Here is a 25055-nt window from a genome sequence, read left to right as displayed (position 1 = left end):
TCAGCAAGGCTCGGTGGCGATCGGTCAGGTTTGCGTTGCGCACGCAGACGGCTCTCTCCGGCCAAGACTCCAACCGGTTCCATCGTCTGCCCCCTCGACAAGGCCACCGCTATCCAGCGTCGCTCGTTCTCGCTCGCGCCGCCGGCCAGGCGGCGGGCCTCTGCTTCGAACTCGGCAATGAGTTCCGCTTGCATTTTAGACTGTCGCTTGGACATATTCGCTGCGCCTGTTTGGGCTTTCGCTGATGCTATTTCGGAGAGACGGGGAGGGCAAGAAGCAAGAGATGGACGATATCTGATGCATCCTACGTCCGTGTGCACTAACTACTGCCCCTGTTAGACCTGAATGAGCAGTCCGCCTCTAAACCGCAAGGTGCCATTCGCCGGCCTCGTACCTCCATAGGCAGCGGAGCTGTTTATCCCAACTGCGATCTGAGTTTTTAGAGCGCCTTCCATTTCAGCGCTAGTTTCTCTCGGAGATGGATCGCCAATTCCTTATTTCTTCCACGCCCGTCGAGCAGATCGAGATACTGGATATATGGACTGGCGAAGTAGCCGGGATACAACTCATGGCGCTCTCGAAACTGCAGACTGGTGCCGCCACGCTCGATGATCGTGACGTTGCTGCCTTTCGGAGCAGGTTTCATCTTCAGGGCCGCCCCCAGAATGACTGCATGCCCAGGGGGAACGATGATTTCAGCTGAATCAATACTGGTGAGCAAGGGGGCATAGAGGTTCGCCGCCGCAGCCCCGGTAAAGGCCCAAGGAAAGTTGACTCCGGACTCCTTCACCAGATCGGTAAGCCGATCGATCAACAGGCGCGGGTTTTCCACGAAGACGTACCCACGGCTTCTACTTACACTGGTCTGTTGCCAATGTGCGGCCCAATCATCCAAAAGCAGGTCCGGCTGAATGAGCCTGCGCCGCTTGGTTCTACCTGAGCCTTGAGTTTCGCACCACTGGCGGCGCTCTAGCTCCTGTAGAACAATCGAGCAGGTGTAGGTGGAGGTCTGCGATTGTTCGGCGAGGTCGGCTCCTGCCATCCATCGGAAGGCGTTTTGGAGTAGTCCATGTACGGCCGCTTCACGGGCTTCGGTGAACACATCAACTGCGTGTAAACGGGCTGGCGACTTCGATGGGCGCTCGATGTTGATGAGCAGTTCTTCCGTGCGCAGGAAAAGACTGCCGCTGCGCTCGAAGAAGGCGTAACCGTTGTTTTTGAGTGTCGACTTCGCTCCGGGGCTGAGATGCTCCGCTGCGACCAACTTGATGAGCGTTCCTGTCTTTGCTGTTCCTGGGCACAGTGCGAGCTCTTCAAGGCGCCAGACCACCCCATGGATATCTCGGGGATAGGCGGTTCGGATGACCTCAACCGCCACAACTACAGGTTTTCCATCCCAGTCGAGTTCGAGTACGCCATCGGGGCGCCCGGAAGTCATGAATGGGGAGTCGGTTGCTAGCTGCACGTCTCTGTCGAAAGCCTCGATCAGGGCCTGCCTGGCGAGCTCAAGCATCTCTCGCTTGAGGCGAAATTGCCGGTGCTCGTCCAAAGTGCGCCTCCGCAGATCTAGTCATCTAGGTGCCTAGCGGGCCAGTACGCCAAGCTAATTCGCTATCTAGCTTAGCGAAAACCCTATGATTAGCTGTACAGCTAATCAATGAAAATGGCGAATAAAGACGAGGACGAGCCCCGCAGGCCAGTGGTCTAGGTCTGCGGTGAGGCAGCACGCAAGATCCTGACCAGGACGACCTCTGGTCTTGGAGGAGGGGAAGCCTGATTTCGGGCGCAGCCGCGGGTAAGTCGATACAAGCAGCTGACGTATTGGAGTGGACTGTTCACCACGATCACTGAGCATGGATTCGGATTCGGATTCGGAGCTTCTGAGTAAGAGCTACCAGCCTCACTTGAGCGACAAATTAGCGACTATGGATTCAACCGGCTCACACCAGATCCTGCGCGTTGCGTGAGCCGGAGATGGTCCTGATCGTCTCGCGCTGAGACGCGCTATTCGGACAGCGTGGACATCAGCGCCGCTGTCCCGCAAGGAAAAGTTGCTCCAAGCCTTGAAGAGTGCTGTCTACGAAACGCTCGTTGGTGGTGCCGGCAGGGAAGTGCAGCACATTGTGAATCACCAGCGAGGCCAAGCCGTGGATGTATGACCAACTGGAGAGCGATGCCCGCCGCACTTCGGCGCTGTCGACCTTGCTCTCAAGTAGCTCGGCGATGATACGGCGGAGTTCGCCAAAGGCTTCTTCACGCGCGTTTTTCAGCTCGATTGTCATGTTCCCATCCGCGAATTCCGGGCCAAACATCAGCTGATATAGGGCTGGATTACTTCGAGCGAAGGCAAAGTAGGCGAGGCTGGCGTTGCGCAACCTCTGCGTGCCCGCACTGTTCGCATCCTTGATGATCAGAACACGAGCCAGTTCCCTGAATCCCTGTGCAGCCAGGTGGCCGATTAGCTCCGCCCGATTGGCATAGTGGTGATAGGCCGCTGTGGCGCTAACCCCCACTCGCTCCGAGACCGCTCGGAGCGAAAGCTTCGTCGGCCCCACTTCCTCAAGCATTTCCCGTGCGGCAGCCAGTAGCTGTGGGGCCAGGTTGCCCACGTGGTAGGTGTCACGAGTGCGGGGGGCGGTCTTGGACATCGGCGAGGACGCATGGTGATCTGAAGGTGGACTGGATCTTAACATGGGAAAATATCTTGACAGTGTAAAGATTGAATCTTAACTTGCGCTTCATAACAAAGCCGCTGGGGGTTTCCCCCTTGGCAACAGCCCGGAAGCCGGTGTGTGCAGGAACCCTCCCACGCATTGCACAACCAGGAGCAGAAAATGACCGCCAACACGCCTGAGCTCGAACTGCCACTCGATCCTCTCCGCCAGAGGATCCATAGGGCCTTTGAGTCCCAACGAGTCTTCGCTCCGTCCTTGCGCGGGAGCACCGCCAGCGAGCGCATCACCAAGATTCGTCGACTTAAGACGACATTCCTGGCTTCCCTGAATGAATTGAGAGCTGCTGCACAGGCGGATTTCGGGAAGCCTTCTGCCGAAGTGGATTTCTGGGAAGCCACCGCCGTGGTGGCGGAAGCGAACCATGTGATTCGCAACTTGGCGCGCTGGATGAGGCCGCGCAGAGTTGCCTCGACACTGGCACTGATGGGGACCTTCAGCCAGGTTCGTTGCGAGCCACGGGGTGTTTGCTTGATCGTGGCGCCGTGGAACTATCCGTTCAACCTCAGCTTCGTTCCGCTGATTGACGCAATCGCTGCTGGCAACACAGTAATCCTCAAGCCGTCGGAATTGGCTCCGCACATGTCGGCGGTCATCGCGAAGATTGTTCGAGAAACATTCGATGAGCATGAGGTGGCAGTTTTCGAGGGAGATGCTGAAACAGCAGGGGCGTTGTTGGAACTGCCCTTCGATCATGTTTTTTTCACCGGCAGCCCTAGATTGGGCTGCGTGGTGATGGCGGCCGCCGCCCGGCATCTATCGAGCGTCACCCTGGAGTTGGGTGGCAAGTCACCGGCAATCGTCGATGAGAGCGCCGACTTGGATCATGCGGTGAGTCGGTTGCTGTGGGGCAAGTTCAGTAACGCTGGCCAGACCTGCTTTGCTCCGGACTACGTGCTAGTGCACGAGAACGTGCAGGAGGCATTCCTGGCTCGCTTCAAGGCCGCGATCGAGCGCACTTATGGCCAGGATGCCGAGTCGCGCATGGCCAGTGGCGACTTCGCCAGGATCGTCAATGACCGACACTTCCTGCGCCTGCGATCTCTGCTGGATGATGCCAAACAGCGTGGGGCCAGGGTGGTCGTAGGAGGGGAGGTGAGCAGCCCCGACCGCTACATCGGGCCGACCGTGATCGCTGGTCTTCCGTCCGATGCGGCGGTGATGCAGGAGGAGATCTTCGGTCCCTTGTTGCCCGTACAGAGCTTCCAGCACCTGGATCAGGCGATTGCCGAGATCAACCGGCGCGATAAGCCGCTGGCGTTATACCTGTTCAGCAAGCAACGCAAGCGCATCGGACAAGTGCTGACGCAGACCTCTGCCGGTGGAACCTGCATCAATGGCACGGGCCTGCAGGCGATGAACCCCAATCTGCCCTTTGGCGGCGTGAACTCCAGCGGTATCGGGGCCTACCACGGCATTCACGGCTTTAGGGCGTTTTCCCATGAGCGCTCGGTGATCCGCGTTCGGTTCACCAGTCTCGATATGTTCCACCCTCCGTACACGAACCTGGTGAAACGCATGATCGCTTTCTCCATGAAGTGGTTCGTCTGATCCTCCTTGCCTAACGCGAGAACCGACCATGGCTGCACCCTACGAATGTTTCGAGATTTCCGTCGAGGACGGAATCGCCCACCTGCAACTGAATCGTCCGGACAAAGCTAATAGTCTGACTTTGGCCTTCTGGAGCGAACTACCCGAGGCAATCGACAGCCTCAACCGATCCGGCAAGGTGCGGGCGCTGGTGGTGTCCGCCCAAGGCAAGGTGTTCTGTGGTGGTCTGGACTTGCAGATATTTGCTACGTCAAAGGAGTTTCATGCCACCAGCCCGGTGGAGCGTGAAGCCATGCAGGCCGGTCTGGAGAAGATGCAGGATGCCCTGAACGCCTTGGAACGGGCCCGCTTCCCGGTCGTTGCCGCCGTACAAGGAACCTGTGTTGGCGCGGGGTTCGACCTGATTGCAGCTTGTGATCTGTGCTTTGCCTCGGAGGCCGCCAAGTTCCGCATCGAGGAAACCAACGTGGGCATGATGGCTGACCTCGGGGTGCTGCAGCGTCTGCAACACCTGGTGCCCGCCGGCGTGGCTCGCTACTTGGCACTGACAGGTGAAACCCTGTCAGCAGCCGAAGCGTTCCGTCTCGGCCTATTGGTGAATGTCTTCCCAACCAACGAGGCGCTGCTGGATGGTGTGTTTGCAGTCGCCAAGCGTATTGCCGAGCGTCCGCCAGTCGCTATCAGCGGTATCAAGAAGGCGATGCTCTACAGCCGCGACCATGGCGTCTATGAGTCGCTGCAGCATACGGTGTTGCTACAGAGCGCCATTCTCAGCGGCGAGGACATCCTGCGCTCAGTGCAGGCCAGGGCGGCGGGTACGCCTGCACGCTTCGCCGACCTGGCAGCGCTAGGGAAGGCCTTGTAAGCCATTTTTTGACTAAATCTTAGCAGTGATAAGTTTGAGGTGAGAAATGAAGCACTATGACGCCGTAGTGATCGGCGCCGGGAATGCCGGGTTAACGGCGGCGGCGGCCTTGCAGCGAGGAGGTTGCAGAACGCTGCTGCTGGAGCGGCACAACATCCCCGGTGGCTGCGCGACTTCCTTTGTGCGCGGTGACTTCGAATTCGAGGTCGCTTTACATCAGCTCAGTGGTCTGGGCACCGAGGACAAGCCGTTCATCATGCGCAAGCTCTTCGAGAAGCTCGGCGTGATGGATAAGGTGGAGTTCGTACAAGAGCACGCTCTGTATCGTCTGGTAGTGCCGGGCGAGATCGACGTCACTCTGCCGGCGAGCTGGTCCGGATTGAAGCGCACGCTGCAGGAGCTGTTCCCTGCGGAAGCCGAGGCAATCGAACGTTTCCTGGTGGTTTGCGAGAAGGTTACGCTCGAGAGCTTCACCACCTTGCCCCAGGCGCGTCGGGCCAACAACGAGGAAGCACTGAAGTCGATGTGCCCGTACTTCGTCGAGTACGGCTTCCGTTCGGTGAAGGAGGTGCTCGACGAGTTCTTTGTCGACGCCAAGCTGAAAAGTGTGCTGGCGACTTACTGGCTCTACCTCGGCGTACCACCGAGCATGCTGCCGTTCCCTGATCTGGCCGCGATGATCTACGCCTACGCGGTGTTCAAGCCCTGGCACATCAAGGGTGGATCCCAAGCGATGTCCACCGCGCTGGTGGAGTCCTTCCTCGAGGCGGGGGGCGATGTGCGCTTCAACTGCGCCGTGGAGAGGATCATCACTGATGATGGCCGCATCTGGGGTGTGCGGCTGGAAGATGGTGAAACCATCACTTGCGCGGCGGTGGTTTCCAATGCCAGCCCGCTGATCACCTTCAACGAGTTGCTGGACCTGGATCAGCCTCTGCCGAAGATCCAGCAGGACTTCAAGTCGCGTCGCATGGGGACATCCGCCTTCGTGGTGTACCTGGGGCTGGACTGCACGCCGCAGGAGCTGGGCGTGGAGACGGCTTCCAGCTTTATCTACGAGACGCTGGACGAGGAGGCGATCCATCAGCGCATGGGCAGCCTGGAGCCACCGCTGGGCGGCATGCTCACCTGCTACAACCTCGAAGATCCCGACTTCGCACCGGCCGGCAAGAGCCAGGTCGTACTGGTGTGCCTGCAGTACGGCGACGTGTGGAAGTCAGTTCCGGCAGAGCGCTATGCCCAGACCAAATATGACTTCGCCGAGAAACTTATCGAGGTGATCGAGAAGGTCTACCCGAAAGTTCGCCAGTACATCGAAGAAGTCGAGGTGGCGACCCCGCTGACCATGATGCGCTACCTGAACACCCCCGGTGGCGCGATCTACGGCTTCCAGCAGAGTGCACAGGATTCCCCGCTTCTGCGCGAGCGCCTGGACGCTGTGCCAGGTCTCTACATCGCCGGATCCTGGACGTCCATGGGGGGCTTCCAGCCGACTTACATGGCGGGCGAGTCCACCGCTAGGGCAGTGCTCAAACAGTTGAAAGTAAAAGAGGTGCAGCATGTCTGAGCAGAACCCGATGAACCTGGTAGCCGGCTATAGCGAAGTTAGGCAGGCCAAGGACGCGCTGGAACGTAGCGGAACCGATTTTCACGAGGTGCGCGGTGATGTGCGCAGTACCGTCGTACAGCTGCATCCCAAGCGCCTCGAGCTGGAGGTTGCCGAGGTCATCGAGGAAACCCCCAGCACCAAGACTCTGCGTCTGGTCGCCGCCGACCGCAGGGCTTTGCCACCGTTCCAGGCAGGACAGTACATCAACCTGTTCGTGACCATCGACGGTGTCGCGACAGCACGGCCCTACGCGATCTCATCGTCACCATCGCAACGGATTTACTACGACCTGACGATCAAGCGCGCGAAGGATGGTTTCGTTTCCAACTACCTGCTGGATCAGGTTATGGAGGGCCAGCAGCTGCTCAGCTCGGGTCCGATGGGGACGTTCCACCACAATCCGTTGTATCACGGTGATGACCTGGTGTTCCTGGCCGGTGGTTCCGGCTCCGCACCGGCACGCAGCATCCTGCGAGACCTTATCGATCGTGGGTTGAGACATCGATTCCACCTGATCTACGTGAACAGCTACCTGGATGATGTGATTTTCGACGAAGAGCTCCGTGCGCTGGCCATGCGCCACGAGCAGTTTACGCTCTCCGAAGTGATCTCTCGGCCGCCAGCGGGATACCGAGGGTACATGGGGCGCCTCAACCAGGAACTGTTGCAGTCGTTGCTTGGCGAAATCGGCAACAAGATGTTCTACATCTGTGGTCCGACGCCCTTTAACGACAGCTGCATCGAGCTGCTCACAAGACTGGGTGTCAATAGCCGACGCATCCGTGTTGAGGCCAACGGCGCGCCAAAGGCACCGAACGAGCAGCCCGGCTGGCCAGAAGGAATTGCCCTGAACGATGAAGTTACCGTAACCGTTCAAGGTCGCGGCAGCTTCAAGAGTCGCGTTGGCGAGCCGTTGCTGAACGCCTTGGAGCGAAACGGCTATTCCGCGGAGAACGCCTGCCGGTCCGGCGAATGCAGCCTGTGCCGGGTCAAGCTGGTGTCTGGATCGGTGTTCAATCCTCAGGAAGCCCATTTGCGCAAGTCCGATCGTGACTTTGGCTGGGTGTACTCCTGTGTGGCGTTTCCGACCAGCGATATCGAAGTCCTCCTCTAGTGCGCGAGCCTGACGCCGGGCAGGGATGCCCTGTCCGGTAGCTCATCGACAACAAGAACGAGTCTGGAGACTGGAAATGAATACTGCCCGTCGTTGGGAAAAGAGCTATCCGGCGAGCTTGCAAGGTTATCGACTTGCCCCCGAAACACTGCTAGGAAATGTTGCCGACTTCGCCCGTACAGGTGCCGAACGCTTCGGAATGGCTCCTGCATTCACGCTTGTGCTGCCAGGCGGCCTACAGGCGGATCTCTCATTCGAAGAGGTGGATCGCCTGTCGGACGCATTCGCCGCTTACCTCGTGCGGGAGCGTGGCATGGCAGTAGGGGAGGTAGTGGCTATCCAGCTGCCAAACAGCCTGCACTATCCAATCGCGGTGTTGGGGGCCTGGAAGGCCGGCCTGATTGTGACCAACGTTAACCCGCTGTACACCGAACGCGAGCTGAATCTGCAATTGGCCGATAGCGGAGCCCAACTGTTGATCGCCTGCGACCTCTTTGCCCAACGTGCAGAGTCTGTCGTGAGAGAGCGTGGGATCGGGTTGGTACTGACGAGTCTGGGGGACTTCTTCCCGAGTGCTGTCGGCCAGGCCGTTCAGCAGCGCCTGGAAGAACAGGCAGGGCACAACCTGACACCCAACATCGCTTTCCAGCGATTCGATACAGCCTTGTCGATCGGTAAGGAGCTAGCGCCAGCGGAAGCCAGGCTTCATCCGGTGGCACTGTATCAATACACCGGTGGCACCACCGGCCGTAGCAAGGGGGCGGTGCTGACTCACGCCAATCTGCTCGCGGTTTTGCGCATGGCAGAGGATTACATCAATGCCTTCGGTGCCTTCATCGAACCCGGCGACACCATCGTTACGGTGCCGCCGCTCTACCATATCTTCGCCTTCAACTTTAACTTCCTGCTGTTCCTCCAGCGCGGCGGCCGAAACCTGCTGATTCCCAACCCGCGCCCACTGGCAAATGTGTTCCCGGCCTTCGACAAGTTCCCTGTGCGTTGGATGACCGGCGTTGACACGCTGTACGCCGGGCTGCTCGCCGAGCCCTGGCTGCAGGCTAATCCGCCGAAGCTGAAACTGGCAGTCTCTGGCGGGACGTCGTTGCGCCCCACCACAGCTGAACGCTGGCTGGAGACGGTAGGCCCTATCCTGGAGGGCTATGGTCTGACCGAGACCAGTTGCTTCGTCTCGTTCAACCCACCGGGCGCCGTCTCGCGCCCTGGCACTGTGGGTCTGCCGATGCCGGGTAGTGACGTGCGTGTTGCGAGCGCCGACGGTGATGAACTGCCAGCCGGTACGCCAGGTGAGCTACTCGTGCGGGGCCCGCACATCATCGAGCGCTACTTGAACCGCCCAGAGGAAAGTCGCGAGGCGTTCTTCGATGGTTGGTTCCGTACCGGCGATGTCGCGGTGATGGATGAGGATGGCTACATCCGCATCGTCGACCGCAAGAAGGACATGATCCTGGTTTCGGGTTTCAACGTGTATCCCAACGAGGTCGAGGATGTGATCGCCGAGCATCCTGATGTCAGCGAGGTCGCGGTGATCGGGGTGGCCGACGACAGCACCGGCGAAGCCATCCGAGCGTTCGTGGCCTTGCACCGGCCCGGCCTTGATGGCGAGACATTGATCCGCCACTGCCGAGAGCGCCTGACCGCATACAAGGTGCCCAAGCAGATCGTGTTTCGCGAGCAGCTACCCAAATCACCGATCGGGAAGATTCTCCGGGCCGCTTTGCGGGTAGAAGGTTGACTCTTTTAGGCCGCCATAAACGAGCGTGAAGGAGGCCGGCGGGATGCCACGCCATCCCGCTTTTTTTATTTCAAGGCAGGGCCATGACCCCGGCCGCATCGATGACCTCGACATGTTTGAACTGCTGACCAAGATCACGTTGGGGCCTCTGCTCCTGGCGCAAGGAATGTATACCCGCTGGAGCACGCCAAAATTGCCGGAGGCAGAAGGCGAGCGCGATGGCGTAATGGGTGAGGGAGCACCGCTTCGCCTGCTCATCCTGGGTGACTCCGCTGCTGCGGGTGTAGGCGCCAAGACTCAACAGGAAGCACTGGCGGGTAAGCTGGTCGCGAGGCTTGCGAAAAACCATCGGATTACCTGGAAGCTACTAGCGCAATCCGGGCTCAATTCGAGGGAACTCGTGCAGCTGCTGGAGCGCAGCCCGTCCGAGCGTTTCGATGTAGTAGTGGTTTCGGTGGGTGTTAACGATGTGACTGGCAATGTATCGCCGAACGCTTGGGCAGTCGCACTGAGCCGCCTGATCGATCTGCTGCGCTGGAAGTGCGATGCCTCGCTGATCGTGTTTTCCAGGGTGCCACCGATGCATGCCTTCCCCGCCTTGCCGCAACCCCTGCGTTGGTATCTGGGGGCTCGGGCCAAGCGTCTGGATCACCGTCTGGCAAACATCGTGGAGCACCGTCGTGGCTGCGTACGACTCAATAGCCGTTTCCCCTTGCTAGAAGAGTTGATGGCCGCAGACGGATTTCATCCCGGGCCACCACTTTACTCCCTCTGGGCCGACGACGTGATGGCACTACTAGGCCGTCACTGGAGCGCGGACATCACCCCCATTTCGCCTTAAGGAGACTGGAGCCAATTCAGCAGGCCGGGATCCGCCCAAATCTTATCAGTGTAAACATCAAGGCTGTCAGCTATCGCCGGCAGTTGTTTCCACCACCACAGATGGAGTTGCGTCAATGACAAGAACAAGAACGCCATGGCGCCCGGCACTTCTGCCGTTGGCCTTTGGGTTGACGACGAACCTGATTACGCCGGCTTACGGGAGTACCTTCCAGATTGGCGAAATAGAGGGCCGCTTTGACTCTTCGCTGTCGCTTGGCGCCAGCTGGAGCACCAGTACGCCCGACAAGGATTTGATTGGCTCGGCTAATGGCGGAACGGGCTTCACCCAGACTGGAGACGACGGTCGTCTCAACTTCAAGCGTGGCGAAACCTTCTCGAAGATTTTCAAAGGTATCCACGATCTCGAGCTGAAGTATGGCGATACCGGCGTATTCGTGAGGGGTAAGTATTGGTACGACTTCGAGCTCAAGGACGAGAGCCGTCCCTTCAAGGACATCGACGACCATAATCGCAAAGAGGGGGCTAAGTCTTCAGGCGCCGAGATTCTGGACGCGTTCGTCTACCACAACTACATGCTGGGCGAGCTACCGGGCAGCGCACGCGTGGGCAAGCAGGTGGTTAGCTGGGGCGAGAGCACGTTCATTCAGAACTCCATCAATAGCATCAACCCTATTGATGTTGCTGCGTTCCGCCGCCCAGGCGCTGAGGTCAAGGAGGGGCTGATCCCCGTCAACATGCTCTATTTGTCTCAGAGCATGACCGATCAGTTGTCGGCCGAGGCGTTCTACCAGTTGGAGTGGGACCAGACCGTCATCGACAACTGCGGCACTTTCTTTGCGCCAAACGATGTACTGGCTGATGGTTGCACGCGCAACTACCGCGTGCTGGATCGCGCATCTCTCGCCGCCCTCCAGGCAGGCCCCGGCGCCCGGGTGCTCGCCGGGCGCGGCGTAGACATCGATCGCGAAGGCCTCTTGGTGCCTCGCAGCGCAGATCGAGATGCGCGCGACTCAGGGCAGTTCGGCGTTGCACTGCGCTGGCTTGGCGACTCAGCCGAGTACGCTGCCTACTTCATCAACTACCACAGCCGGACCCCTAACGTCGGTTACCGCAATGCCAATGCTGCCGACATTCGGACAGCGTTGACGGGTCTAGGGGCCCCTGCGTTGACGGCGCCCACGCTCTTGGGACGCGGTAGTTATTACTTGGAGTATCCGGAGGACATTCGTCTCTACGGTCTGAGTTTCTCCACGACCTTGCCTACCGGCACGGCTTGGCAGGGGGAGATCAGCTACCGGCCGAACATGCCGCTGCAACTCAATACCACAGACATGACCGCGAAGCTGACCAGCCCTGCATTGGCCGCTCAGGCTGCTGGCGGTGGGGCTGCGGGGATGGCTGCTGCCCTGGCGCTCGCTGACGCAGATAACCGTGGTTACAACCGCAAGGAGGTCACCCAACTTCAGACGACGCTCACCCATTTCTTCGACCAGGTGCTGGGGGCCGAGCGTCTGACCCTGGTGGGGGAGGTCGGTTACACACGCATTGGTGGTCTGGAGAGTCTGAGCGAGGCTCGCTACGGCCGCGACTCCATCTATGGCTCGCCGTACGGCACACAGGCCTCGAATGCGCTGGCCGCGCAAATGTACGGCTACCACGGCTTCCTCACCTCATCGTCGTGGGGTTACCGCGCGCGCGGCATCCTCGACTACAGCAACGTATTCGCCGGCATCAATCTCAAACCGAATCTCGCCTGGTCCCATGACGTTGACGGCTATGGCCCGGTATTCAACGAGGGCTCCAAGGCCATCAGCTTCGGCATCGATGCCGACTACCAGAACACCTACACCGCCAGCCTCTCGTATACCGATTTCTTTGGCGGGGACTTCAACACCACGACCGATCGCGATTTCGTCGCGCTGAGTCTCGGCGTGAATTTCTGAACCAGCAGGAGACAGAACCCATGCATTTGAATATTCCTCTGAAGGCACTTTGCCTCGCTCTCGGAATGGCCACTGCGCCTGTTTTTGCCGCTGTACCCGCCAGCGAAGCAGCGAAGTTGGGGGCTTCCCTGACCGCAGTGGGAGCCGAAAGCGGAGGTAGCGTAAACGGCGAGATCCCCGCGTGGAACGGCGGGCTGCCCAAGAGCGCCGGTGCCGTCGATGCCAAGGGTTTCCTTGCTGACCCCTTTGCCGACGAAAAGCCACTGTTCGTAATCACTTCGCAGAATGCACAGCAGTACAAGGAGCATCTCACCCCGGGGCAGCTAGCTCTGTTTCAGCGCTACCCACAGAGCTACCGCATCCCCGTGTACAAGACGCACCGTAGCGCCACTTTGCCCGACCAAGTGCTCCAAGCGACGAAGGGCAATGCCGTTAATGTTCAGCTCGCGGAAGGAGGCAATGGTCTGGTGAACTACCATGCCGGCGTTCCCTTCCCGATTCCCCAGAGTGGCCTGGAGGTGATCTGGAACCACCTCACCCACTACCCGGGGGGCGGCATGCGGCGCCTGTTCATCCAGGCCACGCCGCAGCAGGGTGGTGACTTCAATCCGGTCCAGTTCCAGGATGAGATTCTTTCGTTCTACAAGATGAAAGATCCAGGTAATCGCCTGTTCCTCCTGAAGCAGGAGGTCACAGCTCCGGCACGCTTGGCAGGGAACGTCCTGCTCATCCACGAGACGCTCAATCAGGTGGAAGAGCCTCGCCAGGCTTGGCTCTATAACGCAGGGCAACGGCGAGTACGACGCGCTCCGCAGGTCGCTTACGACGGTCCCGGAACGGCATCGGATGGAATGCGCACCAGCGACAACTTCGATATGTATAACGGCGCGCCAGATCGCTACGACTGGAAGCTTGAGGGGAAGAAGGAAATCTATATCCCCTACAACAGCTATCGCCTTGACTCGCCGACTCTGAAGTACGCGGACATCATCAAGGCAGGGCATATTAATCAGGACCTGACACGCTATGAACTGCATCGCGTGTGGCATGTCACAGCGACCCTGAAGCCAGGTGCCCGTCACGTTTACGCTAAGCGCGACTTCTATATCGACGAAGACACCTGGTTGATCGCCGAAGCTGATCACTATGACGGCCGTGGAACGCTCTGGCGAGTTGCCGAGGCTCATCCGCAGTACTACTACCATCGTCAGCTGCCCTGGTTCACCTGCGAGACCTTATACGACCTGCAATCAGGCCGTTACCTGGTGCTCGGTCTGAAGAACGAGGAGAAGCGCGCCTGGGACTTCGACTACTCCCCTGTCGAAAGCGAGTTCACCCCGGCCGCCCTGCGTCAGGACGGAGTGCGCTGAGCCGAGTCGGAGCGCTATCTAGCGAGCGCTCCGGTTGCCTTTCTGTGCACTGCGATCATTCGACTGTCGTTTTCGATCATTGAGAGAGCGACAGTCGAGACGTATCGTCGCCTGACAATAACTTAACAGTGCAAAGATTAATTTGCCGCGAATTGCAAGCCTGGAGAATATCCATGACATCTTCGTTGTACCCACACCTTCTTGCGCCTCTCGACCTGGGCTTCACCACCCTGCGTAACCGCACCCTGATGGGGTCCATGCATACCGGTCTGGAGGAGAAACCCAATGGCTTCGAGCGTATGGCTGCGTTCTTCTCCGAACGCGCCCGTGGGGGCGTCGGCCTGATCGTCACTGGCGGTATCGGGCCGAATGAAGAGGGGAGCGTCTATGCGGGGGCGGCCAAGCTGACCACAGAGGAGGAGGCGGAGAAGCACAAGATCGTCACCCGTGCGGTGCATGAGGCTGATGGCAAGATCTGCATGCAGATCCTCCATGCGGGTCGCTATGCCTATAGCCCGAAGTCGGTCTCGGCAAGTGCTGTCCAGGCTCCGATCAATCCGTTCAAGCCACGTGAGCTGGACGAGGAGGGTATCGAAAAGCAGATTCGCGACTTCGTCACCTGTTCAGTGCTGGCGCAAAAGGCGGAGTATGACGGGGTTGAGATCATGGGTTCGGAAGGCTACTTCATCAACCAGTTCCTGGTTGCCCATGTGAACCAACGTACGGACCGTTGGGGTGGCAGTTTCGAGAACCGCATGCGCCTGCCGGTGGAGATCGTCCGCCGTGTGCGCGAGGCTGTGGGGCCGAACTTCATCATTATCTACCGTCTGTCCATGCTCGATCTGGTGGAGAATGGCAGTACCTGGGACGAGATCGTCACCTTGGCCAAAGCCATTGAGCAGGCCGGGGCGACCATCATCAATACGGGGATCGGTTGGCACGAAGCGCGTATTCCGACCATCGCCACGAAGGTGCCGCGCGCTGCATATGCCAAAGTCACTGCCAAGCTCAAAGGCGCGGTATCGATTCCCTTGGTTGCCACCAATCGTATCAATACTCCGGAAGTCGCCGAGCAGGTGCTGGCCGAAGGCGATGCCGACATGGTCTCCATGGCTCGTCCGTTCCTCGCCGATTCGGACTTCGTGAACAAGGCTGCCGAAGGTCGAGCTGATGAAATCAATACCTGTATCGGCTGCAATCAGGCCTGCCTGGACCATACCTTCTCCGGAAAGGTCACCAGTTGTCTGGTGAACCCGCGCGCCTGCCACGAGACCGAACTGAACTACATCCTGACCACCCACGTGAAGAAGATCGCCGTGGTCGGCGCCGGCCCGGCCGGGCTGTCCGCCGCCACTGTGGCCGCCGAGCGTGGCCACGAGGTGACTCTGTTCGACGCGGCCGGCGAGATCGGTGGTCAGTTCAACGTCGCCAAGCGCGTGCCGGGCAAGGAAGAGTTCTACGAGACCCTGCGCTACTTCAAGCGCAAGGTGGAAATCACCGGCGTGGACCTACGCCTGAACACCCGCGTCAGCGTCGACGACCTGGTCGAGGGCGGTTTCGACGAGATCATCCTGGCCACCGGCATCGTGCCGCGCACCCCGGCCATCCCGGGCATCGACAACGGCAAGGTGATCAGCTACCTGGACGCGATCCTCGAGCGCAAGCCGGTGGGTAACCGTGTGGCGGTGATCGGCGCGGGCGGTATCGGGTTCGACGTCTCTGAGCTGATTACTCACCAGGGGGAGCCTACGAGCCTGAACCGCGATGCATTCTGGCAGGAGTGGGGGATCGACCTCTCCCTCGAGGCTCGCGGTGGTATCGCCGGAGTCGAGCCCCGGCCGCATGCGCCGGCGCGCCAGGTATTCCTGCTGCAGCGCAAGAAATCCAAAGTCGGAGACAAGCTCGGCAAGACCACTGGCTGGATTCACCGGGCAGGGCTGAAGAGCAAGCAAGTGCAGATGCTCAACAGTGTTGAATACCTCAAGGTCGACGATGCCGGCCTGCATGTGAAGATCTCCGACTGGGAGCCCCAGTTGCTGGCGGTGGACACCGTAATCGTTTGTGCCGGTCAGGAGCCGCTGCGCGAGCTCCACGATGGTCTAGTGGCCGCTGGGCAGAACGTGCACCTGATCGGTGGCGCAGATGTTGCTGCAGAGTTGGACGCCAAGCGTGCCATCAACCAGGGCTCACGCCTGGCAGCCGAGCTGTGAGCACTTTCCCGAACGACAACAAGGAATCATCTCTGATGTCCGAGCTTCAACTTAATCCGCGGGCGTCTGCTTCGCTACAACGTTGGCATGCCATGGTCGCTCAGGGCGATCTATCTGCATTGCCTGAAATACTGGCCTCCGATGTTGTATTCCGCTCCCCCATGGCCCATGTGCCCTATCCAGGGAAGATGGTGGTCTCGACCATCCTCAATACGGTCAGCCAGGTCTTTGAAAACTTCGCCTACCATCGTGAATTGGCTTCGGCGGACGGGCTGAGTGTTGTGCTTGAGTTCAGTGCCGACGTAAGCGGTCGGCAGCTCAAGGGTATCGACATGATCCGATTCGACGAGACTGGCAAGATCGTCGAGTTCGAAGTCATGGTTCGGCCACTTAGTGGCCTGCAGGCGCTCGGTGACGAGATGGGACGCCGCCTGGCACCGTTCCTGGCGGCCGCCAAGGGCAAAGGCTGATCGTTCAATCGGGGGAGCCGGTGCTCCCCTTCGTTTATCGCCAGGAGTATGAGGATGACGCAACAACCCGAGTTCGACCTCGTTGTCTATGGCGCTTCCGGATTCACCGGTCGTCTGGTGGCAGAATATCTGGGCCGCATGCGGTTGGCAGGCAGCAAGATTCGCTGGGCCATGGCCGGGCGCGATGCCGCCAAGCTAGCAGCGGTGCGCAGCGAAATCGGTCTGCCTGAGACCATTCCACTGGTGATCGCCGACACCGCCGACCCAGCCAGCCTGCGATCGATGGCAGAGCGTACGCGTCTTGTGCTGACCACCGTCGGGCCCTATCAACTGTATGGGGAGTCGCTGTTGGCCGCCTGTGTCGAGGCGGGCTGCGATTATGTGGACCTGTGTGGAGAGCCGGCCTGGATGCGGAGAATGATTGATCTGCATGAGCAAGCAGCCCAGCGCAGTGGGTCGCGCGTGGTGTTTTCCTGCGGCTTCGACTCCATTCCTTTCGACCTGGGAGTGTTCTATCTGCAGCAAGCGGCACAGCGGCGTTTCGGCGTTCCGTTGGGGCGAATCAAAGGCCGGGTTAGCCGGATGAAGGGCAGTTTTTCGGGGGGCACTGCCGCCAGCCTTCAAGCCACCCTTGCAGCCGCCAAGGCAGACCCGCGGATACGTGAATTGCTGGCTGATCCGTTTGCACTGACCCCGGGCTTCAATGGACCTCGTCAACCGGCAGCTGACAAGCCCGAATACGACGAGACCCTGGGAAGCTGGGCTGCTCCCTTCATCATGGCGGCTATCAATACGCGCAATGTCCATCGCTCCAATTTCCTGTCGGGGCACACCTATGGCGAGCAGTTCGTCTATGACGAGATGCTGCTAACAGGCGCCGGGGAGCAGGGAAGGGCCATGGCTGAAGCGGTTGCCTCGGATCGATCAATGGCGAGCGACAAGGCGCCCAAACCGGGCGAGGGGCCGAACCGGGAGGAACGGGAGAGCGGCTTCTACGAGGTGCGCTTCCTAGGCGAGACGGCGGACGGTAGAACGCTCGAAGCCATCGTTGCCGGCGATCGTGATCCGGGCTATGGCTCTACCTCAAGAATGATCTCGGAGGCCGCGCTATGCCTGCTGCATGATGCCGAGCGCACACCTGGCGGCATATGGACGACGGCGCCCGCTATGGGGCAGGCGTTGATTGCCCGATTGACCGAGCATGCAGGATTGACGTTCCGCTTGAAGGAGGACGCATGAGCCTTATCACCATGCAGGAATTCTTGGTTGATCGTAGCGACCTGGCACATTGTGAGCTTCGCCAGCCGAAGTTGGACTTAACGACCCTGCAGCCAGGTCAAGTCGTGCTGCAAATCGACCATTTTGCACTGACCGCCAATAACATCACCTATGCCGCCATGGGGGAAAGCATGCGCTACTGGCGGTTTTTCCCAGCACTGCAGGGGTGGGGAAGCATTCCGGTGTGGGGCTTTGCAGAGGTACTGGCGTCCCGTTGCGAGGGGGTGGCAGTCGGGGAACGGGTATATGGCTTCTACCCAATGGCCAGCCACCTGGTGATTGCACCAACCCAGCTGCGCAGCGGGAGCTTTGTCGATGGCAGCCCGCACCGTCAGGATTTGCCAGCGCTGTATAACCAGTATCTTCGTTGCGCAAAGGATCCCCTCTACAACCCGGCCAACGAAGGGCTGCAGATGCTTTTGCGCCCGTTGTTTACCACCTCCTTCCTGCTTGATGACTTCTTGACCGAGCAGAACTACTTCGGCGCCGCAACCTTGGTGCTGACCAGCGCCTCGAGCAAAACGGCCATCGGCATGGCCTATTTGCTGCGCCAAGGCCGCGAAGGGAGAGGGCAGCAATACCAGATTGTCGGTTTAACTTCCCCAGGGAACCGGGCTTTTGTAGAGACTCTGGGGTGCTATGACCGGGTCTTGGCTTATGACCAGTTGGCGGAACTGGATGCGCAAACAGCAACAGTGACAGTCGACTTTGCGGGCAATGGCGAGTTGCTTGGGGCTCTGCACGAACGTTTTTCCAGTCATTTGCGCTACAGCTGCCTGGTTGGTGCGGCACACTGGGATAAGCGTCGCGGGTTGCCGAAAGAACTGCCGGGGCCTGCTCCCCAACTGTTCTTCGCGCCGGCGCAAGCCGAGAAGCGTCTCAATGAGTGGGGGCCGTTGACCTTCCAGCAACGACTGACTGGTAGCTGGCAAGCATTCACGGCTTTCGTTGAACCCTGGATGCAGGTGGAACAGCAAAGTGGTCCTCTATCGGTGGAGCGGGTATACCGCCGATTGCTTGCAGGAGAGGCGCATCCGCAGTGCGGATATCTTCTCTCATTGGCAACTGCCGGCTAGATTTTCCGTGTTTGCGGAATGGTGACGCCACTATCTCCATTCCGCCTTTTTCCAGACGCTCCGCAGCAATCAAGCGCTAATGCTTATAATGGTGCAATCGTATTGATGATCTAGACGACTGGTCTAATCTTGGATATCCTGCGCACCATGAAACCCAGCTACGACGACACCCGCCAGCAATTGCTCGACACCGGCCATCGAATGATGGCTGTCAAAGGTTTTACCGGTGTCGGTCTTAACGAGATCCTGCAGACGGCGGGCGTGCCCAAGGGCTCGTTCTACCACTACTTCAAATCGAAGGAGCAGTATGGGCAGTCGCTGCTGGAGGACTATTTCCATGATTATCTGGCCGATATGGATCAGCGGTTCGCCGCTCCGGAGCAGAGTGCCCGTGAGCGGCTGATGGGATATTGGCAGAAGTGGTTGGACAGTTATTGCGAGCCCTGTGACGAGCAAAAATGCCTGGTGGTCAAGTTGAGCGCTGAGGTTGCAGATCTTTCTGAGGCCATGCGTATCACCTTGCGTGATGGCGCCGATCGGATCATTGATCGGCTTGCCGATTGCATCGAGCAGGGCCAGCGCGAAGGGTCTCTGACTCAAGGCAATGCTCACCGCACAGCTACGGCGCTGTATCAGCTGTGGCTCGGTGCAAGCCTGTTGAGCAAGCTGCATCGCAACGGGCGTCCGCTGGAGAATGCCATGGCCACGACCAAAGTCATGCTGGGCATCTAAGCCGTCCAGCCAAAAATACCCGCCCGAATGGGCGGGTATTTTTTCGATCAGAACTAGTTGACTGGTCTAATTATTAGTAAGCACAGTGCGTTGTCCTACGCAATCACCGAGCAAAGGAGTCTGATGATGTCCCAATCCAAGCAGTTCAATCGCAGCATCGTCCTGGCATCGCGTCCCCATGGGGCTCCAGTACAAGCGAACTTCCGCGTCGAACAGAGCCAGCTCCCTGAACCTGGCGATGGGCAAGTACTGCTGCGTACCGTCTACCTCTCTCTTGACCCCTACATGCGAGGTCGCATGAGTGATGCACCTTCCTATGCTCCCCCGGTAGAGGTGGGTGGTGTCATGGTTGGGGGAACCGTGAGTCGGGTGGTCGCCTCGAAGAATCCCGGCTACCGGGTTGGCGATTGGGTGCTTTCCGCGAACGGTTGGCAGGACTATGCACTATCCGACGGCGCCGGTTTGACGCGCCTGGGGGAAGCGCCCGAGCACCCATCCTACGCTCTGGGAGTATTCGGCATGCCCGGGTTCACCGCCTACATGGGGCTGCTGGACATTGGCCAGCCCAAGGCGGGGGAGACCCTGGTTGTCGCTGCAGCCACAGGGCCAGTGGGTGCCACGGTAGGGCAGATTGGCAAGATCAAAGGTTGCCATGTGGTCGGGGTCGCCGGTGGCCAGGCCAAGTGCCGCCATGCGGTGGACGTGCTCGGCTTCGATGCTTGTCTTGACCACAACGCCCCTGATTTCACCGAGCAACTGGCCAAGGCCTGCCCGGCAGGAATCGACATCTACTACGAGAACGTTGGCGGCAAGGTGTTCGATGCGGTTTTCCCGCTGCTCAATACTAAGGCGCGCATCCCTGTCTGCGGCATCATCGCCCACTACAACGACACGGAATTGCCTGCAGGCCCTGATCGCCTGCCCGCTCTGATGGGCGCCATTCTGCGTAAGCGCATCAAAGTGCAGGGTTTCATCATCTTCGACGACTACGGACACCGCTTCGACGAGTTCCAGCGTGACATCAGCAAATGGTTCGCCGAGGGGCGCATCCACTATCGCGAGGAGCTGGTCGATAGCTTGGAAAATGCCCCGCAGGCATTCATCGGACTCCTGGAGGGAACGAATTTTGGCAAGTTGGTGATCCGTGTGGGGACGGATGACTGAAGCAGCATTTTCGTTCTCTGGTCGCCAGAGAGAAGCGTGCCAATGTTTTGCCTCGCCACTTCGAGCTCCTGGGTGGCGGGGCGTTTCTTCCCCCGACTGGCGCAGAGCGCCTAAAGGTAATTTTCCATGCAGTCGCGTAACAGCAGTGGACTGAGATCGGTCCCTGCGCTGAAACGGATTCTGGTGGGCTACCTGGGGCTGTACCCGACCTTGCTGGTGGTGCTCAGCATCCTGACACCTTTCACTCGGCACCTGAGTTTCCCTCTCACGGTTTTGGTCGAAGTACTCGTTCTAGTACCTATTACCCAGTTGCTGTCCTACCCCTTGGCCGGCTGGCTGGTTGCGCGCGTGCGCCGCCCCCAACCCTAAGGAGCGAGCGGTTGCTTGCCAGGGCCCACCCTCAACGACCGTCACAGAAGAAGTGACGGCGCTACCAAAATCAGCCTGAGGAAAGACCATGCAAACGTTAACGATCAACGACCAACCACGGCAGGTCGATGTACCCGACGACATGCCGCTGCTATGGGTTTTGCGCGACGCACTGGGCATGACCGGCACCAAGTATGGCTGTGGCATCGCCCAATGCGGCGCATGCACCGTGCATCTCGATGGACAGCCGATCCGTGCCTGCGTGACCCCGGTGGCCGCCGTGGCCGGGCGCGCGATCACGACTATCGAGGCGATCGGTGAGACCCCGGTTGGCCAGGCCGTGCAGCAGGCCTGGTTGGAACACGAAGTAGTGCAATGCGGTTACTGCCAGTCAGGGCAGATCATGGCCGCCACCGCCCTGTTGCAGCACCAGCCACACCCCGACGACCAGGCCATTGACACCGCCATGGCGGGCAACTTGTGTCGCTGTGCGACCTACACACGCATTCGCGCGGCCATCAAGAGCGTAGGGGAGAAGACAAATGCAAAAGCCTGATGAGCAAACGCTGGCGCTGTCCCGTCGCCGACTCCTTCAGGGCGGCGGTGTCGCCCTTGGTGGGCTGGTGCTGAGTACCTGGCTGCCGCCGCTGGTAAGCCGTAGCGCCGCAGCTGAGGCAGCCGCTGCGGGACAACTGGGCGATCGCACTGCGGAGGGCTTCGGCGCCTTCGTGCGGGTGGCCCAGGATGGTCGGGTAACGGTGATCTCGCCAAAGATCGAAATGGGGCAGGGCGCCCAGACCGGTATCGCCATGATGGTCGCCGAGGAGCTGGAAGTGGGCCTGGATTGCGTGAGCATCCAGGAAGCACCGCCGAACTCAGCGCTGTATACCGACAGTATCCTGCAGTTCCAGGCGACCGGAGGCTCCACGTCCACCCGCTATACCTGGGAGCCACTACGCCGGGCTGGCGCCACTGCGCGCATTCTGTTGGTGCAGGCGGCGGCCCTGCGTTGGAAGGTGGCGCCTAGCCAGTGCCGGGCGGAGAACGGTCGAGTGCTGGGACCTGATGGTCAGCAGGCTGATTACGGTGAATTGGTCGATGCCGCCGCGACATTGCCGCTGCCGCAGAGCGTACCGCTGAAAACACCGGAACAATTCAAACTGTTGGGCACACCCGCCCGTCGCCTGGACACACCGGACAAGGTCAACGGCAAGGCCCGTTTCACCATCGACCTGCAGGTCCCAGGGATGCTCGTTGCCTCCAGCCTCACTTGTCCGGTGCACGGCGGACGCCTGCGTTCTCTCGATGAAGGCCTGGCCCGCCAGGTTCCCGGAGTGCTCGATATCGTGCGGCTGGACAATGCCGTGGCGGTCACCGCGAGCAATTTCTGGGCGTGCCAACAGGCGCTCAAGGCCTTGCGCATTGAATGGGATCTGGGGCCGCACGCCGGCACCAGTTCCAAGCAATTGGACCAGGCGCTGATCGAGGCGAGCAGCCGCGATGGCGTGGTGGCCAAGCGCGCAGGAGATATTGAGCAGGCCAGGAAGCAGGCTACGAGTCAGTTCGAGGCAGTCTACGAGCAAGCCCTGCTGTCTCATTCGCCGCTGGAACCGATGAGTTGCGTGGCCCACGTGCGCGCCGACGGTTGTGACCTCTGGGTCGGAACCCAGGTACCCGTCTTCGCCCAGCAGACTGCAGCCAAGGTCACCGGCCTGCCAGCGGAGAAGATCCAGGTGCACAACCAATTGATCGGTGGTGCCTTTGGCCGTCGCCTGGAGTTCGACTTCATTACCCAGGCTGTTGCCATTGCCCGCCAGGTGAGCTACCCGATCAAACTCATCTGGAGCCGCGAGGAGGACATGACCCATGACCTCTATCGCCCGCTCTACGCCGACCGACTGCAAGCCGCGCTGGATGAGCAGGGCCGTCCCCTGGGCTGGGAGCATCGCATCGCTGGCGCCTCAATCCTTGCCCGCTATGTCGGCAGCCTGCCCCCCAGCGGAGTGGATGCCGACGCGGTAGAAGTGGCAACCGATCCCATCTACCGACTGCCGCATCTCCAGGTGCGCTACATCCGCCAGGATCCGGAGGTGGTTCCCGTTTCCTGGTGGCGCGGTGTGGGTCCGCTGCGTAGCACATATGCCTTGGAGTGTTTCATCGACGAGCTGGCGCACAACGCCAAGGCCGACCCACTGAACTACCGCCTGGGCCTGATGGAGGGCCAGCCGCGCGCCCAAGCAGTGCTTCGTCTACTGGCCGAGAAGAGCGACTGGAGCCATCCGCTGCCGGCAGGGCAGGGCAGGGGCGTGGCAGTCAGCGCAGTGTTCGGCAGCTATGTTGCGACCCTCGTCGAGCTGGAGATGCACGGCGATTCGGGCTTGCGCATCAAGCGCCTGGTCAGCGTAGTGGACTGCGGCTTCGCTACCAACCCAACCTCAGTAGTCGCGCAAATTGAGGGTGGCACCTTGTTCGGCCTGTCCGCCTCGTTGTTTAACGAGATCCTCGTCGAGAACGGCCAGGTGCAACAGAACAACTTCCATACCTACCGGCAGCTGCGCATCAGTGAAGCGCCACCGGTGGAGGTGCACCTGGTGCCTAGTCTGGAAGCGCCAGGCGGCGTTGGCGAGGCCGGCACCGCCCTGATCGGGCCCGCGCTGGTCAACGCCCTACATGCTGCGTCCGGCAAGCGTATTCGCCGTCTGCCGTTGAGCCGTTCCGGCTACTACCCGGTTTGAGGACTCTCCAATGAAGCTAATAACGACCCTGATGGCATTGGCCGGCGGCGCTTTGCTAGCGCAGGCAGTGCAGGCCGATGACGAACTGCTGAGAAAGGGTGAATACCTGGCCCGCGCTGCCGACTGTGTGGCCTGCCACACGGCACCGGGCGGCAAGCCGTTTGCTGGTGGCGTCGAGTTCAAGCTGCCGTTCGGCTCGCTGTTCTCACCCAATATCACCCCCGACAAGGACACTGGCATTGGTGCGTGGACCGATGACGAATTTGTCAGTGCCCTGCAGAAAGGTGTTGGACTCGACGGTAAGCACTATTACCCCGCGTTCCCCTATACGTCGTACACGAAGATGTCACGGGATGACATCCTGGCCATCAAGGCCTACCTCGGCAGTCTGGAGCCAGTCAGCCAGACGCCGCCGGAAAACACCTTGGGCTTTCCGTACAACCAACGGTGGGGCATGGTCTTCTGGAACTTGATGTTCCTCGATGATCAGCGCCTGCAGGCGGACTCCCAGCGCTCTGCGGAGTGGAACCGCGGCCGCTATCTGGTGGAGGGGCCGGGCCACTGCGGCGAATGCCATTCGCCGCGCAATCTGTTCCAGGCTGTGAGCGCCGACCGCTCGCTGGCCGGCAATCTGATCCAGGGCTGGAACGCCTACAACATTAGTTCCGATCCGAGTCACGGCATCGGCGCCTGGCCTGCGGACGTGCTCGCTCGCTACCTAAAGGAAGGCGCCGCACCTGGCTGGGGCGTTGCTGCCGGGCCAATGGCCGAGGTGGTGGAGCACAGCCTGAAACACTTGAACGACGCGGACCGCCAGGCGATTGCCGTGTACCTCAAGGACACGCCAGCCCGGGATGAGGGCGTGGCGCGCCCGCAGCACCCAGCAGTGTTAGAGCAGACGGCAAACAATCCGCTCGGCCACAAGCTCTTCGCTGATGCCTGCGCCAGCTGCCACCGCTGGGATGGGACCGGTGCGCAGAGCCCCACGGCAGCACTGGTGGGCCTGAAGACGCTCAACGACCCCAGCGCAAGTAACCTTCTGGGCATGCTGTTGAGCGGCCACGGCTCGGGCGATGCCAGGGTGGATCGGCGCATGCCGGCGTTCGGCAAGATCTACGGCGACCAAGAGCTTGCTGCCTTGAGTACCTTCCTGCTGCAGCGTTTTGGCGAAAGCGGCGCCCAGGTGTCGGCGCAGGCGGTCGCCACGCGCCGCGGCGAGTCCCTGCATTGACAGGACGTTG

General features: G+C 60.1%; 20 protein-coding genes. 18 read left to right on the top strand and 2 right to left on the bottom strand.

The window, feature by feature from the left end; genetic code table 11:
• Positions 1–439: 439 nt before the first annotated feature.
• Both RN02_RS12725 and RN02_RS12720 read right to left on the bottom strand, forming a co-directional pair.
• Positions 440–1549: a hypothetical protein gene (locus RN02_RS12725; protein WP_236695183.1), complete on the bottom strand. Its 1110-nt coding sequence runs from the start codon at positions 1547–1549 to the stop codon at positions 440–442.
• Between the two features lie 475 nt (positions 1550–2024).
• Positions 2025–2648: a TetR/AcrR family transcriptional regulator gene (locus RN02_RS12720; RefSeq protein WP_043314829.1), complete on the bottom strand. Its 624-nt coding sequence runs from the start codon at positions 2646–2648 to the stop codon at positions 2025–2027.
• 186 nt (positions 2649–2834) lie between these two features.
• Between RN02_RS12720 and RN02_RS12715 the strand changes: the two genes are divergently transcribed.
• The 18 genes from RN02_RS12715 (at position 2835) to RN02_RS12630 (ending at position 25045) form a co-directional block, all read left to right on the top strand.
• Complete coding sequence (locus RN02_RS12715; protein WP_052267724.1) at positions 2835–4283, top strand: aldehyde dehydrogenase family protein; 1449 nt, start codon at positions 2835–2837, stop codon at positions 4281–4283.
• Positions 4284–4311: 28 nt separating this feature from the next.
• Positions 4312–5148 (top strand): enoyl-CoA hydratase-related protein, encoded by an 837-nt coding sequence (locus RN02_RS12710; protein ID WP_043314828.1) that lies wholly within the window; start codon positions 4312–4314, stop codon positions 5146–5148.
• A gap of 46 nt (positions 5149–5194) precedes the next feature.
• Positions 5195–6715, top strand: coding sequence for a phytoene desaturase family protein (locus RN02_RS12705; protein ID WP_043314827.1), 1521 nt, complete (start codon positions 5195–5197; stop codon positions 6713–6715).
• On the top strand, positions 6708–7871 hold the full coding sequence (locus tag RN02_RS12700; protein WP_043314826.1) for an FAD-binding oxidoreductase: 1164 nt from the start codon (positions 6708–6710) through the stop codon (positions 7869–7871). The genes RN02_RS12705 and RN02_RS12700 overlap by 8 nt, the downstream gene beginning before the upstream one ends.
• Before the next feature lie 76 nt (positions 7872–7947).
• Positions 7948–9624, top strand: a complete 1677-nt coding sequence (locus RN02_RS12695; RefSeq protein ID WP_043314825.1) for an AMP-binding protein — start codon at positions 7948–7950, stop codon at positions 9622–9624.
• Between the two features lie 43 nt (positions 9625–9667).
• The gene (locus RN02_RS32300; protein WP_236695182.1) at positions 9668–10465 is read left to right on the top strand and encodes an SGNH/GDSL hydrolase family protein; all 798 of its coding nucleotides are present in this window, start codon (positions 9668–9670) and stop codon (positions 10463–10465) included.
• A 115-nt stretch (positions 10466–10580) separates the two neighbouring features.
• A complete protein-coding gene (locus RN02_RS12685; RefSeq protein WP_043314822.1) occupies positions 10581–12410 on the top strand; it encodes a DUF1302 domain-containing protein in 1830 nt (609 codons plus the stop codon).
• 20 nt (positions 12411–12430) lie between these two features.
• Entirely contained in the window at positions 12431–13780 is a 1350-nt protein-coding gene (locus RN02_RS12680; RefSeq protein ID WP_043314821.1) for a DUF1329 domain-containing protein, read from the top strand.
• Between the two features lie 173 nt (positions 13781–13953).
• Positions 13954–15990 carry an NADPH-dependent 2,4-dienoyl-CoA reductase gene (locus RN02_RS12675; RefSeq protein ID WP_043314820.1) on the top strand — a complete coding sequence of 679 codons (2037 nt, stop codon included), beginning with the start codon at positions 13954–13956 and terminating at the stop codon, positions 15988–15990.
• A 35-nt stretch (positions 15991–16025) separates the two neighbouring features.
• Positions 16026–16460: a nuclear transport factor 2 family protein gene (locus RN02_RS12670; RefSeq protein WP_043314819.1), complete on the top strand. Its 435-nt coding sequence runs from the start codon at positions 16026–16028 to the stop codon at positions 16458–16460.
• Positions 16461–16514: 54 nt separating this feature from the next.
• Entirely contained in the window at positions 16515–17699 is a 1185-nt protein-coding gene (locus tag RN02_RS12665) for a saccharopine dehydrogenase family protein (RefSeq protein ID WP_043314818.1), read from the top strand.
• The gene (locus tag RN02_RS12660) at positions 17696–18814 is read left to right on the top strand and encodes a DUF2855 family protein (RefSeq protein ID WP_043314817.1); all 1119 of its coding nucleotides are present in this window, start codon (positions 17696–17698) and stop codon (positions 18812–18814) included. Before RN02_RS12665 ends, RN02_RS12660 begins: the two co-directional genes overlap by 4 nt.
• Positions 18815–18961: 147 nt before the next feature.
• Positions 18962–19546 carry a TetR/AcrR family transcriptional regulator gene (locus RN02_RS12655; protein ID WP_043314816.1) on the top strand — a complete coding sequence of 195 codons (585 nt, stop codon included), beginning with the start codon at positions 18962–18964 and terminating at the stop codon, positions 19544–19546.
• A gap of 126 nt (positions 19547–19672) precedes the next feature.
• On the top strand, positions 19673–20710 hold the full coding sequence (locus RN02_RS12650; RefSeq protein ID WP_043314815.1) for an NADP-dependent oxidoreductase: 1038 nt from the start codon (positions 19673–19675) through the stop codon (positions 20708–20710).
• Positions 20711–20836: 126 nt separating this feature from the next.
• Positions 20837–21079, top strand: a complete 243-nt coding sequence (locus RN02_RS12645) for a hypothetical protein (RefSeq protein WP_052267723.1) — start codon at positions 20837–20839, stop codon at positions 21077–21079.
• 88 nt (positions 21080–21167) lie between these two features.
• Entirely contained in the window at positions 21168–21635 is a 468-nt protein-coding gene (locus tag RN02_RS12640) for a (2Fe-2S)-binding protein (RefSeq protein WP_043314814.1), read from the top strand.
• The gene (locus RN02_RS12635) at positions 21622–23814 is read left to right on the top strand and encodes a xanthine dehydrogenase family protein molybdopterin-binding subunit (protein ID WP_043314813.1); all 2193 of its coding nucleotides are present in this window, start codon (positions 21622–21624) and stop codon (positions 23812–23814) included. Before RN02_RS12640 ends, RN02_RS12635 begins: the two co-directional genes overlap by 14 nt.
• Positions 23815–23824: 10 nt before the next feature.
• Positions 23825–25045 carry a cytochrome c gene (locus tag RN02_RS12630; RefSeq protein ID WP_043314812.1) on the top strand — a complete coding sequence of 407 codons (1221 nt, stop codon included), beginning with the start codon at positions 23825–23827 and terminating at the stop codon, positions 25043–25045.
• Positions 25046–25055: the final 10 nt, after the last annotated feature.

It is taken from the genome of Pseudomonas sp. PI1, assembly GCF_000812405.1.
Lineage (GTDB): Bacteria > Pseudomonadota > Gammaproteobacteria > Pseudomonadales > Pseudomonadaceae > Pseudomonas > Pseudomonas citronellolis.
This window is presented reverse-complemented; position numbering and strand designations above follow the sequence as displayed.